Origin of the sequence: Rugosimonospora africana, from assembly GCF_016862975.1 — a bacterium.
In the GTDB taxonomy this organism is placed as follows: domain Bacteria; phylum Actinomycetota; class Actinomycetes; order Mycobacteriales; family Micromonosporaceae; genus Rugosimonospora; species Rugosimonospora africana.
In genome coordinates this window covers 12966-27856 of sequence record NZ_BONZ01000080.1, presented here as the reverse complement: position 1 = coordinate 27856, position 14891 = coordinate 12966, and the positions used below count along the sequence as shown (strand labels likewise).

General features: G+C 66.8%; 12 protein-coding genes. 4 read left to right on the top strand and 8 right to left on the bottom strand.

The genetic code is table 11. The features are described 5' to 3' along the window. Nucleotides 1-60: 60 nt before the first annotated feature. The 3 genes from Raf01_RS37460 to Raf01_RS37450 are packed head-to-tail and all read right to left on the bottom strand — an operon-like array spanning nt 61 to nt 3550. Nucleotides 61-1599, bottom strand: coding sequence for an ABC transporter substrate-binding protein (locus Raf01_RS37460; RefSeq protein ID WP_203922839.1), 1539 nt, complete (start codon nt 1597-1599; stop codon nt 61-63). Beyond that, nucleotides 1596-2498: a carbohydrate ABC transporter permease gene (locus tag Raf01_RS37455; protein WP_203922838.1), complete on the bottom strand. Its 903-nt coding sequence runs from the start codon at nt 2496-2498 to the stop codon at nt 1596-1598. The genes Raf01_RS37460 and Raf01_RS37455 overlap by 4 nt, the downstream gene beginning before the upstream one ends. Nucleotides 2499-2512: 14 nt before the next feature. Then, a complete protein-coding gene (locus tag Raf01_RS37450) occupies nt 2513-3550 on the bottom strand; it encodes an ABC transporter permease (protein WP_239134275.1) in 1038 nt (345 codons plus the stop codon). A gap of 325 nt (nt 3551-3875) precedes the next feature. On the opposite strand from Raf01_RS37450, the gene Raf01_RS37445 reads away from it, so the two are divergent. Both Raf01_RS37445 and Raf01_RS37440 read left to right on the top strand, forming a co-directional pair. Then, the gene (locus Raf01_RS37445) at nt 3876-4547 is read left to right on the top strand and encodes an SGNH/GDSL hydrolase family protein (RefSeq protein WP_203922837.1); all 672 of its coding nucleotides are present in this window, start codon (nt 3876-3878) and stop codon (nt 4545-4547) included. Then, nucleotides 4547-5275, top strand: a complete 729-nt coding sequence (locus tag Raf01_RS37440; RefSeq protein ID WP_203922836.1) for a sugar phosphate isomerase/epimerase family protein — start codon at nt 4547-4549, stop codon at nt 5273-5275. Before Raf01_RS37445 ends, Raf01_RS37440 begins: the two co-directional genes overlap by 1 nt. Nucleotides 5276-5289: 14 nt before the next feature. Here the strand turns inward: Raf01_RS37440 and Raf01_RS37435 are convergent, their stop codons facing one another. Further along, nucleotides 5290-6390, bottom strand: coding sequence for a substrate-binding domain-containing protein (locus Raf01_RS37435; RefSeq protein WP_203922835.1), 1101 nt, complete (start codon nt 6388-6390; stop codon nt 5290-5292). Between the two features lie 173 nt (nt 6391-6563). On the opposite strand from Raf01_RS37435, the gene Raf01_RS37430 reads away from it, so the two are divergent. Continuing rightward, nucleotides 6564-7574, top strand: coding sequence for a hydroxyacid dehydrogenase (locus tag Raf01_RS37430; RefSeq protein ID WP_203922834.1), 1011 nt, complete (start codon nt 6564-6566; stop codon nt 7572-7574). 55 nt (nt 7575-7629) lie between these two features. On the opposite strand, the gene Raf01_RS37425 is transcribed toward Raf01_RS37430, so the two are convergent. The 3 genes from Raf01_RS37425 to Raf01_RS37415 are packed head-to-tail and all read right to left on the bottom strand — an operon-like array spanning nt 7630 to nt 11025. Next, the gene (locus tag Raf01_RS37425) at nt 7630-9558 is read right to left on the bottom strand and encodes a DUF2264 domain-containing protein (protein WP_203922833.1); all 1929 of its coding nucleotides are present in this window, start codon (nt 9556-9558) and stop codon (nt 7630-7632) included. After that, nucleotides 9555-9755: an aldo/keto reductase gene (locus Raf01_RS37420; RefSeq protein ID WP_203922832.1), complete on the bottom strand. Its 201-nt coding sequence runs from the start codon at nt 9753-9755 to the stop codon at nt 9555-9557. The genes Raf01_RS37425 and Raf01_RS37420 overlap by 4 nt, the downstream gene beginning before the upstream one ends. Beyond that, nucleotides 9742-11025: an L-fuconate dehydratase gene (locus Raf01_RS37415; RefSeq protein ID WP_239134274.1), complete on the bottom strand. Its 1284-nt coding sequence runs from the start codon at nt 11023-11025 to the stop codon at nt 9742-9744. The genes Raf01_RS37420 and Raf01_RS37415 overlap by 14 nt, the downstream gene beginning before the upstream one ends. A gap of 138 nt (nt 11026-11163) precedes the next feature. Between Raf01_RS37415 and Raf01_RS37410 the strand changes: the two genes are divergently transcribed. Then, nucleotides 11164-11400, top strand: a complete 237-nt coding sequence (locus Raf01_RS37410) for a hypothetical protein (protein ID WP_203922830.1) — start codon at nt 11164-11166, stop codon at nt 11398-11400. A gap of 72 nt (nt 11401-11472) precedes the next feature. Here the strand turns inward: Raf01_RS37410 and Raf01_RS37405 are convergent, their stop codons facing one another. Then, a complete protein-coding gene (locus Raf01_RS37405) occupies nt 11473-14793 on the bottom strand; it encodes a right-handed parallel beta-helix repeat-containing protein (RefSeq protein WP_203922829.1) in 3321 nt (1106 codons plus the stop codon). Nucleotides 14794-14891 lie beyond the last annotated feature (98 nt).

Genomic DNA, 14891 nt, shown 5'->3' with positions numbered 1-14891 from the left:
TCGGCGTCTTCTCTTCCGGTGACGTGGCGGAGGCCCGAAGGCCCCCGCCACACCCCCTGACTATGCGTTCTTCTTCCAGGCGTCGAGCTGCTTCTGGAGCTCTGTCTGGGCCTTCTCGATCCCCGCGCTCTTCAGACGGGAGTTGAGGTTGTTCACGCCCGCATCGACGTTGGCGATCTGGCCGAGCAGCAGCGGGGTGAGGTACTGGGTCATGACCGAGGTGATGTTCGCGTTCTCGGTGTTCAGCGCGGCGCCGTCGAAGCTGAACCCCAGGGCCTCGGACCTCTTCGCCGACTCGTTGATCGCCTTCTGCTTCTCCCACAGTCCTTCCTTGGCGGCCGTCTCGTCGCGGTAGTAGGCGTTGAACTGGTTGCCGAAGACCCAGTCCGACTGAGGGTTGTAGAGGTCGGTGCCGTTCGGGAAGTCGACGAATCCGGTCGCCGCGTCCGCCAGGCGGTAGTGCTTGCCCTCGATCCCGAAGCAGAGCAGGTTGTACAGCTCCTTGTCCGTGTTGACGAGTTCGAGCCAGGCGACGGCGTCCTTGGGGTTCTTCGCGTCCTTGTTGATGGCCGTCAGGGTCGCGACCACGGCACCGGTCGTGAGAAGCGGGTCGATGAGCGACTTCTGCACGATCTCGAAGGGGTACACGGCCGTCCTGTGCGCCTGAGCGAACTTGAAGGCGATCTGGCCGTTGTTGAACGCGGCGGTTGCATCGGTCGTGGACGGCGGCGTCGCCGCCATGTACCCGGCCTCACGCCACCGGCGGGTTCGCTTGCAGAACTCGCGGAACTCGTCCCTCTCGTACATCCGGAAGACCTTGAGGTTGGGGTCGTCGGCTTTGATCGCCACAGCGTAGCCGAACGACGTGTCGAGGCCGAGGAAGGCCTGCTCGGCGGGGATTCCCGTGCCGGCGTTGTCGGTGTACATCGGCGTGAACTTGCCGTCGCCCTTGATCTGCTTGAGGAAGGGCTCCGCGTCGTCCAGGCTCGTGACAGCCTCGGCATCGAACCCGAACTTGTCCGCGACGTCCTTGCGGGCGATGAAGCCCCACGTCGGCGGGAAGAGCTGCTGGTTGATAGCGCCGTAGATCTTTCCGTTGATCCGCGCCGCGTTCCACATCTCGTCGCTCATGCTCGCCTTGAGCTTCGGCGCCTTGGTGTCGAGGTAGTCGTCGAGCGGGAGGAAGAAGCCCTTCGCCGAGTTGAGGGCGTAGTTGTTCGCCCACGGCGCCGTGAACATCAGGTCGCCGGCGTTGCCCGCGGCGAGGTCGAGCGGGATGCGCTTCTGGAAGGTCTGGGTGTCGAGAGCCTTGAGCTTGACGGTGAAGCCCATTCCACGCTTCTTGAGGAGGTCGTTGACCGCCTTGTTCACGAGGTCCTGGTCGGGCTGGGCCTTGGAAACGAGGTACTCGTAGGTGACCTCGCGCGTTCCCGCGGCGGTGGTGGTGCTCGTGCACGAGGCGAGGACGAACGTTCCGATGCCGGCGAGGCTGCCGCCGAGGAATGAGCGCCGGCTGATGGTCGAGGTCATGGGAAACAGCTCCCTTGTTATTTGAGATGCCTGGGTGACGCTGTGCGACGTCGAACGTCGCTTGCTCACTCGCGGATTCCGCCGAGAGTGATGCCCCGCACGAAGTACTTCTGAAAGAAGACGAAGGCGGCAACGATGGGCCCGATCGCCAGAACGGCGACGGCCATGCGAACGGACTGGACGGGAACCGCTCCGCCGCTGGCGAAGATCGGGTTCTGCGAGACCGAGTCGATGCTGCTGAGGATGTGGTACAGCCACAGCTGCACGGGGCTCAGTGCGGGGTTGTCGATGTAGAGCAGACCGAGCCACCAGTCGTTCCAGTACATCAGCATCGTGAACATGCCGATCGTGGCGATCGCCGGTGTGGCCATGGGCAACGCGATCCGGAAGAACGTGCGCCACTCCCCCGCGCCGTCGATCCGAGCGGCGTCAAGCACGCCCTCCGGGAGCTGGCTGAAGAAGGTGCGCAGGAGGAGCACGTTCCAGGGGATGACCAGGTTGGGCAGGATCAGCGCCCAGATCGTGTTCTGCAGGTGCAGGTACTTCGTCATCAGGATGTAGCTCGGCACGAGCCCGCCGCCGAAGAGCATGGTGAACAGCACGTAGAACGACAGGGCCCGGCGCGCCTTGAAGTTTCGCCGCGAGAGCACGTAGCCGAGCAGCGCCATGACCAGAACCGACAGCACCGTGCCGACGAAGGTGACGAGGATGGAGACCCCGTACGACTGGATCAGCTGACTCGGGTCGCTGATGACGTACCTGTACGCGGCCACACTGAACTTCGAGGGGAACAGCGAGTACCCGTTGCTGCTGATCGCCTTCTCGGACGTGAAGGACGCGGAGACCACCAGGAACAGCGGCATGAGGAAAGACAGCGCGCAGAGCAGCATCGCGAAATGCAGGAGCAACTGCATCGGGGTCAGTGCCCGGCGCCCGTGGGGCTGTCGGGTTGCGACGGTTGTGGACATGGTGGTTCCCCGGTTCAGAAGAGGGCTTGGTCGGCGTGCCGGCGTCGGACGAGCCAGTTTGCGATGAGGATCAGGACGAAGCCGACGATCGACTGGTAGACGCCCGCTGCGGACGACATCCCGATGTCGCCGAGGTTCACCAACGACCGGAAGACATAGGTGTCGATCACGTCGGTCGTGGAGTAGATCGTCGCGCTGTTGTTCGTGACCAGATAGAACAGTCCGAAGTCCGCGCGGAAGATCCCGCCGACGGAGAGCAGGACGTTCAGGATGACGAGCGGTGTGAGTGAGGGCAACGTGATGTGCCGGACCTGCTGCCACTTGCTCGCGCGGTCCACCTCGGCTGCCTCGTAGAGCTCCGGGCTGATCGCCAGGATCCCCGCCGTGTAGACGATGACCCAGAAGCCGACGCCCTTCCAGACGGAGACGACGGTCAGGATGACCGGCCACGCACCCGGCGTGGAGTACCACTCGACCGGTGCGGCCCCGAAGAACCCGAGAACCTTGTTCAACAGGCCGGTCTGTGGGTCGAGGAACGCGAGCGCGAAGTACGCCACGATCACGTACGAGAAGAAGTGCGGCAGGAAGAGCACTGACTGGTAGAACTTGCTGAGCCACGCCCAGCGGCCTCGGAGCTCGTTGAGGACGATGGCGATCGTCAGGGCGAGGACCAGGTTCGCAGCGATGAAGAGCGAGTTCATGAACACCGTGTTGAAGGTGATCCGCCAGGCGTCGCTCGTCGAGAACAAATAGGCGAAGTTCTGCAGGCCCACCCACGGGCTTGCGAACACCCCGCCCACGGCGCTGTAGCTCTGGAAGGCGATGACGATGCCGGCCATGGGGATGTAGGCGAAGACGAAGAGCAACGCCAACCCAGGCAGCGCCATCAGCCAGAGCGAGACGCCGCTCCCGCGGCTGCCGCGCCTGCGCGCCCGCACAGCCCGCCGAGGCGAGCTCTCGGCAGGCGCGGCGTCGTCGGCCAGCACCGGCTCGGCGGTGACCTCAACGGCGGTGGCACCGGCGGGTCCGTGTCTTGCATTCGACTCCAACATGGTCCTCTTCGACTCCTTCACCGAGCAGGCCGCGACCGAGTATGAATGACCATTGATCCGATGTCTAGCCCGCCGTAGCGGTCTCCGTGACACCCGTACCCAACGACGGCCGCCGCCGCCCCACAGTGCGATCCACGCGACACAGAGCTTGATAGTGCCAGTATGTGTGCCGAACGGCGGCGCGGCGCAGCGGCTCAGCCGGCGTCGACCGAGCCGATTGCGCACGGCAAACTGAAGGACATAATCTGATCAGGCGACGCCAGACATCGGATCAATCGGATCCGACGAGATGCCAGCGGCTCCACCAACGACAGCAGGAGCGAAAGTGATCACAGAGGACGAAGCGGGCCTGACCCGCTACGTGTCCGGGCGACGGGTGCACGTGCGTCCGGGCGACCGGGTGCTGTTCATCGGCGACAGCGTCACCGACAGCGGACGCACCGTGACAGGCGCCGATCCGCTCGGCGACGGGTACGTCCGCCTCATCGCCGATGCCCTCGTCGAACGCAGCATCGACGCACGCGTGATCAACCAGGGCATCAGCGGGAACCGCACTGGTGACCTTGCGCAGCGATGGACGACGGACTGCGTCGACCTCGCGCCGGACGTGCTGACGATCTTCGTCGGGATCAACGACACCTGGCGGCGGTACGACAGCGGACTACCGACGACGGCGCAGGAGTTCGAGGCGACGTATCGATCGCTTCTCGACGCCACGGCAGCCGCGACCTCGGCGCAGGTCGTGCTCATCACGCCGTTCCTGCTTCCGGTCCAACCGGGGCAGGCGGACTGGTTCGAGGATCTGGCGCCCAAGATCGCCGTGGTGAACCGCCTGGCAGCCGAGTACGGCGCGACCCTCGTCTCCGCGGATGCGCTGATGACCCAGGTCGGCGGCTCCAGCCCGGAACGGCTCGCGGGAGACGGCGTGCACCCGACCGCCGAGGGCAACCGTCTGCTTGCGGACGCCTGGCTCGCGACGATCGACGGGACCGAGTGATGAACGACCAGATCTCGCTGCAGCTGTACACCGTTCGCGAGGCGTTCACCGCCGACCCGGACGCCGCGATCCGGCGCGTCGCCGACCTCGGCTACCGCCACGTGGAGCCGTACGACCTCACCGTCTTCGCCGACGTGCTGCACGGCGCACTCCACGCGAACGGCGTCACGGCCCCGTCCGCGCACTCGCACGTGATCGACGTCGACCTCGATCCCGTCCTCGATGCCGCGGAGCACCTGGGCGTCGCGACGGTGATCGACTCGTCGATCACCGCCAACCACTGGGAGAGCGAGGCGCAGATCGTCGCCAAGGCGTCGGCGCTCAACGCGGCCGCAAAGATCGCCCGCCGTCACGGCATCCGTCTCGGCTACCACAACCACTGGTGGGAGTTGGAGGCACACTTCTCCGGTGTCACGGGCCTCGAGGTCTTCGCGGCCCACCTGGACCCGGACGTCTGCATCGAGCTCGACGTGTACTGGGCTGCCGTCGGTGGCGCCGACCCCGTGCATCTGATCGACGCACTGGCCGGCCATGTCCGCTTCCTGCACGTGAAGGACGGCGACCTCAGCCGGGACATGAAGCGACAGATGCCCGCAGGGCGCGGCATCGTCGAGATCGACCGGATCCTGGCCGCAGCTCCCGACGCGCTCCGGATCGTCGAGTTCGACGATTACGCCGGCGATGTCTTCGACGGGATCGGGCAGAGCATCGCCTACCTCCGTTGCTGACGCTCGAAGCACGATCACCTCACCGTGGACTCGCGAACCTGCAGGTGCGGGACGACGTGCACCCGCTCCGCCGGGCGGTCGGGCCCCTCGGTCAGCCGTGTCAACAGGATCTCCACGGCCCGTCGGCCCACGTGAGCCTTCGCCGGGCTCAGCGACGTGATGGGGGGCGACGCGTTGCCCACGATCTCGTCGTCGTAGGCGACGATCGACAGGTCACCCGGAACCGACCAGCCCTGATCGATCGCGTACTGCTGGACGAGCATCGCCTGAGGGTCCGGGTGGATGAGGATCCCCGTCGCGCCTGCGTCACGAAGCCGCTGCAGCACCTCGCCGGCGAGGCCCGTCCGCTCGGGCGCAGCGACCGAGTCCAGAGGGCTCACGTTCATGTCCACAACCGGTTCCATGCCGAGCTCGGCCACCGCCCGATCCCACCCGCGGCGCAGCCGCGCGGAGGTCGGCGAGTTCACCGACGTGACGATGCCGACCCGGCGGTGGCCGAGCGATGCGAGGTGCGTGGCCGCGAGAACAGCACCGAACTCATGGTCCGAGGTCACCCACTCGGCCTTCTCCAGCGCCAGCGACGGCGGAACCTGCCGCTCGACGAGGACCACAGGAATCGGCAGCTCGTCCAGCCAGGTCAGCAGCGCGTGCCCGTCGGGGCCCTGGGTCTCGGGGGCCACGATCAGTCCCTGAATGCCGCCGGAGCTCATCACGGAGCTGATCTGCCGGCGCTGGTCCGCCGCGTCGTAGCTGGCGCCACGCAGCACCAGCTGCACACCGAGCTCGGCAGCGGTAGCACGCGCGCTGTTGACGATCGACGGCCAGTAGTAGGTGAGCGACGGCACGACGATCGCCACGCGGTACCGTGGCGCACCGGTCGACGGGCTGGTGCTGGACGTGCTGTCCAGTCGGCTACGCACAGTGGCACCGCCGTGCACCCGCGTGACCAGCCCGCGGTCGGCCAGCTCGCCTATGTCACGGCGGATCGTCAGCTCGGACACGTCGAACTCGCGCGCCAGGTCGACGACACGCACCGCCCCGGAGGTCCGGATCATGTCCATGATCCGCTCGCGACGAGCGATCCCGAACAACGGCGTCGACTCCGACCCGCTCATGCCCGCAACACCGGACCCGCCGGCAAGTTTCGCATGTCAACCTTCCATTGGGTGTTCGAGTCTGATCGATCTCAGCCGACCTCGAACGAACGGTTGTTAATCGCTTCGAAGCAGTCTCTACTGTGCACAACTCTGAACGCAAGTGAACGCATCCGATGGAGGTTTGCGAAGAGATGACCCCTCGCCCCCGGGCACGCGCGGCAATGTCGCCCGATGCCTTCGAACTGCTTTTCGACGACAACCGTCGCGAGCGGTTCAGGCTCCTCGCCGACGTGCCCGAGCTCATGCTGCTGCCGACACTGCATGACGTCGCCGAGGAACAGCTAGCCGAGGTCGAGGTGCTCATCACGTCCTGGGGGGCGTCCCGTCTCGACGCCGAGCTGTTGGGCCGCATGCCACGGCTGCGTGCCGTGTTCCACGCCGCGGGCAGCGTGCGCTCGCTCGTCTCGGACGCATTCTGGGCACGCGACATCAGGCTGACCTCCGCGGCCGACGCGAACTCCATCCCGGTCGCAGAGTTCGCCCTCGCTGCGATCCTCTTCGCGGGCAAGCGCGCCCTGTTCAGCGGGAAGTCCACGACATCCCCGGAGCGCGAATGGGACGACCGGCTGCGCGCGCACCGGCTCGGGAACCTCGACCGCACCATCGGCATCGTGGGCTTCTCCCGCGTCGGCCGGCGAACGGTCGAGCTGCTACGCCGCTTCGACGGGTTCGAGATCCTCGTCGCCGACCCCTACGCCGACGCGGCCGCAGTCTCCGCGGCGGGTGCCACCGTCGTCTCCCTCGACGAGCTGCTGCCCCAGGTCGACGTGCTGTCCCTGCACGCTCCCGAGCTCCCCGCCACCCGCCACCTGATCGCAGCGGCCCAGCTCGCCGCACTGCGCGACGGCGCCACCGTCCTCAACACCGCCCGGGGCTCGCTGCTCGATCACGACGCGCTGCTCCGGGAGTGCCGCAGCGGGCGGCTCGACGCCGTCCTCGACGTCACGGACCCCGAGCCGCTACCGGACTCGTCCGAGCTGCTCACGCTGCCGAACGTCTTCATCACGCCGCACCTCGCCGGTTCGCTCGGCAGGGAGGCTCGACGGCTCACGGACGCGGCGCTGAGCGAGCTCGAGGCGTTCGTCGCGGGTGGGGACCCACGCCATCCCGTGCGCCCGCACGATCTCGTCGTCGGCGCCTGAGACGTCGTCGCCTCTCACCGGCGCTCGGAACTCCATCGACCGAGCCGCCGAGGGATCACCCCGCTGTGAACGCGAGTGCGTGCGTCGTGCGCGCACCGTCCGGCCAGGTGACCGTGATGGCGTCGTCCTCTACTACGGCGTCCGGGTACGGCGCCGCCGGCACCGTCGCCCCGAGATGAACGGCGACCACGTGCCGCTCGCCTGCACGCGCCGCGAAGCGGACCACCGGGACGGCGGCGACGAAGCCGAGCGGGCTCGCGCCGACACGGCGCTCAACGCCGGCATCGCCCCCGCCGAGGGAGACGATCGTGCTCACGACGTCCGCCGTCGCGGAGGCGAAGGTTGGTGACGTGGTGCTTTCGACGGCATCGGCCGCGACCGCCCAACCACCCACACGCAACTCGACGGCGGTCGCTCCCTCCTCGAGGTCGTCGATCGTCGTGATGCGCACCTCCCAGGCACCGCGAACCACCGAGCAGGTGGTCAGCCGACCGGCGGAGGTGACGTCCCCGACGATCCCCGGCCCGTAGCGATCCTGGGTGGCGAACGGGTCGAGCCAGTGTGCGCGGGTCGTCGATGCGGCGACAGCGACGTCGCCGTCGCGGCGGATGCCGAGCAACGACATCGCGGCGCGGTGCGTTGCGCGCCCGCGTGCGTCGATCAGTGCGGCCGACTGTTCCAGCGGCTCGGTCCAGGCGTCGCCGTTCAGCAGCGGGCTCGCGGCGGTGGAGTAGCCGAGGCGTGCGTACAGCGGCGAGTCGCCGACGACGTCGTCCGGCGCGGCGTGGTCGGTCCCGTGGTTGACGACGCGCACGATGCCGTCGGATGCCGTTCCCGACACGACCCATCCCGCTGGCGGCACAATGCGCAGGTCGTCCGCGTCCGCCGCGGGCAGGGGTTCGGCCGGGATCCGCCACACCGGGTGGTCGGCGGGCAGCGCGACGCCCAGGAGCCCCTTGGACGCCCAGTACGGCGAGCCTGGACCGGAGTAGCCCTGCGCGAGGCGGCGCCACTCGTCATGCCAGCCCAGGGTCAGCCGCTCGTCGGCATCGGGGATGCCGTGCTCATCGAAGTGCGCGACGATCCCCATCGCCACGTCGCGCAGCCGGCCGTGGGGTACGGACGGCACGTCCGCGAGGACGCCCACCCAGAACGGCGCCGCAGCCGCGAAGCGGTAGATCAGGCTTCGCCCCTGGATCAGGGGCGACCCGTCCGCGCCGACCAGGTGCACGGCGTCCTGGAGGTACTCGTCGAGCGCGGCGCGGTCGCCGGCGAACCGTTCGGGAGCGATCTCGTCCGCGCCCTGCATCCGAGACCACAGCACCGGATACAGGTGCAGCGCCCATCCGACGTAGTGGTCGTACGACCGCTCGGGCCCGTCCGAGAACCAGCCGCCATCGCGGGCGAACGAGTCGTGTCGCGCCAGGTCGACGGCGATGTCGGACGCCGACCAGGGTCCCCCCACCGACCGCAGGAACGTCTCGACCACGATGCGGAACCAGACCCAGTTGTTGCGCGGCGACGTGTCGTCGCCGACGACCGGCGAGAGGTAGTCGATCACCCGCTGCTGCGTCGTCACGTCGAGGCGGTCCCAGATCCACGGGCGTGTCATGTCGAGGATGAGCGCGATCGAGGCGGCCTCCACCTTCGCCTGTCGGTGCTCGTCGGGCCGCACCCACCGCTCCGACGAGGCGGGGTCGACGCCCGCGACGATCCCTCGCGTGTAGTCGGCGATCAGCTCGTCGACGTCCTCCCCCCGTGCACCCACGATGCGGAAACCGGCGAGGAGGAACGTGCGGGCAAAGCCCTCAAGGCCATCGATCGCCGTGCCGTACCCACCCTCGGGACCAGGCGGGGTGATCCGAGCGAAGGTCGGTGACGCAAAGGCGGCGGCGCCGCGCAACAGGCGGTCTGCGTAGGCGATCAACGCGGCCCGCTGCCCCGTGCGCAGCGGAGAGTGCGGGGGCTGTGCGACGGTACTCATCTGTGCTCTCGCAGGAACGCTCCGAGCCGCCGCTCGGACAGACCGAGGCCGTGGTGCGACGCGGTGTCGAAGTAGCGGATCCCGGCATCCCAGGCGGCCTCGAGGATGGCGTGGGCGGCGGCGTCGGAGACCTCGCGGTAGAGGTTGCCGACGTTCGCGGCGCCGAAGCCGAGGCGAGGCACCTCAGGCACGGACATAGTGCGCTCCCTCGATCGACGCGGCCAGCATCTCCGCGCCAGCCCCGGGCGTCGTGGGGGTCTGGTAACGGCCTGCGGTGACGACGGCCGGCGTGGCGAAGTGCTCGTGGAGGTGATCGACGAACTCGATCATACGGCCCTCCGTGGTGCCGGAGACCGCCACGTAGTCGAACATCGACAGGTGCTGCACCACCTCGCACAGCCCAACGCCGCCGGCGTGCGGACACACGCGCACGCCGAACTTCGCGGCGAGCAGGAGGTTCGCGATGTTCTCGTTGACTCCAGCGACGCGCGTGGCGTCGATCTGGAGCACCTGGATGGCCTCGGCCTGGAGGAGCTGCTTGACGATCACCCGGCTGGCGGCGTGCTCGCCGGTCGCGACGGGGATCGGCGCCACTGCTCGGGCGATGGCGGCATGGCCGAGGATGTCGTCGGGGTTCGTCGGCTCCTCGATCCAGGCGATGTCGAAGGGCGCGAGGGCGGCCACCCACTCGATGGCGTCGCCGACGTCCCAGCGCTGGTTGGCGTCGACGGCGATGGCGATGTCGGGGCCGACAGCCTCACGGGCGAGAGCGATCCGACGCACGTCCTCGGCCTGGTCGGCGCCGACCTTGAGCTTGATCTGGGAGAAACCGTCAGCGACGGCCTCCTTGCACAGGCGCACGAGCTTCTCGTCGTCGTACCCGAGCCACCCGGGGGTGGTGGTGTACGCGGGGTAGCCGTTGGCGAGCAGGGCGATCTCGCGCTCCGCGCGGCCGGGCGCTGCCTTCTCGAGGATCTCCAACGCCTCGTCGGGCGTGAGCGCGTCGCTGAGGTACCGGAAGTCGACGAGGTCGACGAGTTCCTGCGGGGTGAGCGAGGCGAGCAGCTGCCACAGGGGCTTGCCCTCGCGCTTGGCGCGGAGGTCCCACACGGCGTTGACGACGGCCCCGACCGCCATGTGCATGACGCCCTTCTCCGGCCCGAGCCAGCGCAGCTGGGAGTCATGCACGAGCTCCCGCCAGAACCCGCCGAGGTCGGCGAGGGTCGCCTCGACGTCACGCCCGACGACGTGGTCGCGCAGTACCTCGATGGCAGCGACCTGGACGTCGTTGCCGCGGCCGATGGTGAACACGAAGCCGTGACCGAGCAGGTCGTCGCCGGCGTCGGTGCCGAGGCGCAGGTAGGCGGCGGAGTAGTCCGGGTCGGGGTTCATCGCGTCGGAGCCGTCCAGCGCCAACGACGTGGGGAATCGGACGTCGCTGGTTTCGAACGTCGTGAACCTGCTCACCAATGCTCCTTCGCAGTACCTTCGGCCTGAGCCGTGACGGGTCCACCCTAGGCATCGGATGTATGCGCGGTCAACAAGGTGGCACGCGAGCATTTCGTACCTATTCTCCCGGATGCCATCCGATCATTGAGGAGCACGATGGGACTTGCCCGCTATGGGGCCGTGGGCGCCGAACGCCCCGCGCTCGTCGCCGATGGCGTCGTCTACGACCTGTCCGGCCTCACGCCCGACATCCAGGGGGATTACCTCGCCGGAGACGGCGTCGCTCGCGCTGCCGCCGCCCTCGCCGCAGGGGACCTGCCGGTGCTCGACACGACCGGCCTGCGCGTCGGCATCCTCACCGATCACGTACGCCGTGACGTACTCGATCGGTGAGGCGCTCCAACCCTGCCGGCTGCCAAGTCAGATTGAGAACGACTCCTCAATCCGCATGAATCCAGCGGTGTGTCAGTGGTGGGGTGTTGTGGGGTGCTTCGCTCGGGCCGCGAGCGACACCGGGTGGAGGGCCGTGTCATCGACGATCACGTTGCTGTAGCGAGCGATCGTCGCTGTGCTGGGTCCCTTGGAGAACATCGCGGTACCAGCCATCGTCGTACTCCCCATCGATACCGTTGCTGAACCAACGGGCACCCATGTGTCGGTGCCGTACTTGAAGTACCCGGTGAAGGTGTCACCGTTGCGCACGATCTTGAGGGCGGTGGGGAGCTGACCTGACGTCCGGTTGACGAACGATGTCGCCCCGCCGTCGTCCGTGCGCCAGATGAAGAAGGTGGCACTCGGAGTGACGCGAAGGCTCACCTCCTTGGAGTCCGCGGCGTCGTGATCGCGGATCATGATGCCGGCGGCGACGTTGTCGTTGAGCTGGGCGAGATCCTCCACCGTGGCCTCGACGGTGGTCTGGGTGGATGTCGCCGTCGTGTGCACGAAGGTGAAATCGTCGGCCGTACCGTAGACGTTCTTGCCGTCGCTCATCTCGACCAGCTGCCCGTTGTTCCAGACAAGGCCGCCCTTCGCTGTGCCGTAGTTGGTCAGCGACCAACCCGAGGGAAGGGGTGCTCCGCCGACAGGTTGCACCAGGATGTAGATGGTGGAGCGGGTCGTCTGGCCGTTGTAGGTCGCTTGGCCAACGATGCGGGTCATACCCGGCGCGACTGGGTGCAGGACTTTGCCGGAGACGGTCGCGACCGTGGGGTCCTCGCTGCTGTAAATGATCGAGCCGTCCGGCAGCGGCGTCGTGCTCCCGTCGGTCATGAGCACTGACGGCGAGATGTTCGCGTCGCTGCCGACGGTCGCCACCGGGTTCGAGACGCCGAAGCCGAAGGTTTTCACCAACGAGCCGACGACGTTGCGGTTCTTTGTCGCCGTTACGGTGGCGCCGTTCAGGGTGACCTGTGCGCTGATCGTCGACGTTCCGGTCGCCACGTTGTTGAGATAGCCGCTCGCCGCGATCGTCGCGAGCGCAGGATCGGACGAGGAGAAGGTGGTGTTCGCGTATGCGTCGAGGAGATCCCCCTGCGCGTCTTCGGCCATCACCATGGCACGTCCGGTCGTGGAGCCTGCGGAGCTGATGGCGTCGTCGGAGAAGTGCAGCTGCGCACTGGCTACAGCGACCGGGTCGGTGAACGTCCCGATCTGCGACGAGTCGACGATGCCGATCTTGCCGAACGGAATGGCCTGGAAGCCGGGGACCTTGGTGAAGACTGCCGCGTCGCTCGTCAGGTCGTAGTCGTGCGCGGCTGCGTTCACGAAGCCGACGTCCGAGACGCTCTTGGTCGGCCAGTCGTTGATGTTGGCCTCGGCCGAGGTCCCGTTCGTCGTGGAGACGATGTCCGGGCTGCCCGATCCGACGTAGACGTTCTTCGTGATGGAGTTGTATTTCGGAAGCGTCTGCTGGTCGTTGAGGATGTTGGCCAGGTGCGGATACCGGGTCAGCCACGGGTCGGCCTGGTAGGGCACGGCCTTCAGCTCTGTCACGAGGGGACCGCCCGGACCGGCGAAGACCGAGCCCCAGTTGCCGATTAGCACGGGCTTCTTGACGTTGATCATGATGTTGTTCTCGATGTTGTTGTCGCGACCGCTGTGTTTGATCGCCGTCGGAAGGTTCTCGAAGACGTTGCCATAGACGTACTGGCCGCTCTCCATGTCGTCGAGGTAGATGCCGACGTCGTCGTTCGAGCCCTGACCCAGATCGTGCAGGTAGTTGTAACGGATCACCGTCCCCTGCTGGGTCCAGTCGCGTCCGGAGTAGATCGCCCCGGAGTCCGCAGTGTTGGTCACCACGTTATAGATGTCGTTGTACTCGATGATCTGGTCGTTGCCCGAGATCTTGATCGCCAGATGGATCGCATCATGGATTTTGTTGTGACTGATCCGATTCCCAACCCCGTACACCTGGATTGCGGCGGAATAGGTCTGATACCTCGTGGCGTAGCGATAGATGTCGTTGTTCGTGGCGAACAGGTTGCCGGGCCGGAGCGTCGCCAGGTTCCCGGCGCCGATGCTAAAGCCGCCGCTTCCGGTGTCGTGCACAACGTTGTCGGAGAAGCCAGAGTAACTTCCGCCGTCCATCGTCCCGGCCTTCAACCCCAGAGCCTGGAACGTGCACCCGGTGACGAGAACGTGGTTTCCATTGGTGATGGCGACACCCGTTCCGTTGGAGCCGGAGAAGTTGAGCCCCTTGACCGTCACGTAGGAGGTGTCGGTCATAGTCATGAGCGGCGTGTTCAACATCGTCAGGCTGTACGGCTGTTGGGTGATGGGAGTCGCCGGGATTACGTAGAGGATGCCCGTCGATCGATCGAGGTACCACTCGCCCGGTGTGTCCAGTTCCTCGAGGACGTTGAAGTAGTAGTACCGCGCACCGGTCTTCGTGCCGAACTCGGATGCCGGAGAGGCGCTGATGGTCGAGGTCGAGGTGTTTACGTTGTCGATCTGGAAGGTCTGGAATGCCCAGTCTTGGTTCGGGAACGCTGCGATCCTGGCGTCGTTGGGGGTGGCCCAGGTGGAGGGGCGCGGATCCGTGTAGGCGAACACTGGGTTTCCGGTCGTAGCCGAAACGGTGCCCATGGTTGTGTACCCGGTGTTCGGCCACCGGGCCAGCGTCTGCAGCGTGTCTCCCTGGACGAGCTGCGGCGGTGACGCTACTGCCGGGTTGTCGTAAGCGTAGTTCGCAATCGTGCCGTAGTCGGTGACGCCCTGCGGCTTCAGTGAGGTCTGCAGCACGGAAGAGCGCACGGACGGGTCGAGGCGATTCAGGATCGCAGGATCCGTGACATTGGTGAACAGGCCGCTGTTGAGCCGCTTCTCGCCGGTGATGCGCACCCGCTCTCCGGGGTAGGCCTGGTATGTGATCGGCGCTGTGGCAGTTCCCGAGTCCGCTGCGGTAAGGGCGAAGGAACTCGTCTGCGTGTACGTGCCGGTGCGGAGGTAGACGTTGACGCCTCCGGCAGGCAGCCCCGTGTCTGTGCTCAGCGCGCGGACGGCGTCGCGGGCCTTCGCGAGGGTGGCGAACGGGGCGTCGATGCTGCCGTCGTTGCTGTCGCTCCCGGTTGTCGAGACGTAATAGCTGGCTGGAGTGTCGGCCGCGGCTCTGCTCGGCACGGTCAATCCGGAGACGATCCAGGCGAGCGCTAGGCCGCCGGCGAGTATGGCGATCGAACGAGCGGACTTCATCGTGCTCCTCTCGAAGGTTTCAGAGCCCCGACTGCCCTCACGCCGACCTTCCTTGGTCGGCTGTCCAGACATCGCTGGCTGCTCCTCAGCACTCAACCAAACATTGGATGTATCCGTCAAGAAGATCGTCGAACTTCCCTATTTTTGGGACCTTTGCAAGAGCAGGGCGCGAGAATTCGCCTTAGACATCCGAC

Excerpts from the sequence above, each read along its gene's own strand:
- Raf01_RS37455 (WP_203922838.1), bottom strand. The coding sequence starts at position 2,498 with ATGTCCACAACCGTCGCAACCCGACAGCCCCACGGGCGCCGGGCACTG.
- Raf01_RS37450 (WP_239134275.1), bottom strand. The coding sequence starts at position 3,550 with ATGTTGGAGTCGAATGCAAGACACGGACCCGCCGGTGCCACCGCCGTT.
- Raf01_RS37440 (WP_203922836.1), top strand. The coding sequence starts at position 4,547 with ATGAACGACCAGATCTCGCTGCAGCTGTACACCGTTCGCGAGGCGTTC.
- Raf01_RS37435 (WP_203922835.1), bottom strand. The coding sequence starts at position 6,390 with ATGAGCGGGTCGGAGTCGACGCCGTTGTTCGGGATCGCTCGTCGCGAG.
- Raf01_RS37430 (WP_203922834.1), top strand. The coding sequence starts at position 6,564 with ATGACCCCTCGCCCCCGGGCACGCGCGGCAATGTCGCCCGATGCCTTC.
- Raf01_RS37425 (WP_203922833.1), bottom strand. The coding sequence starts at position 9,558 with ATGAGTACCGTCGCACAGCCCCCGCACTCTCCGCTGCGCACGGGGCAG.
- Raf01_RS37420 (WP_203922832.1), bottom strand. The coding sequence starts at position 9,755 with ATGTCCGTGCCTGAGGTGCCTCGCCTCGGCTTCGGCGCCGCGAACGTC.
- Raf01_RS37410 (WP_203922830.1), top strand. The coding sequence starts at position 11,164 with ATGGGACTTGCCCGCTATGGGGCCGTGGGCGCCGAACGCCCCGCGCTC.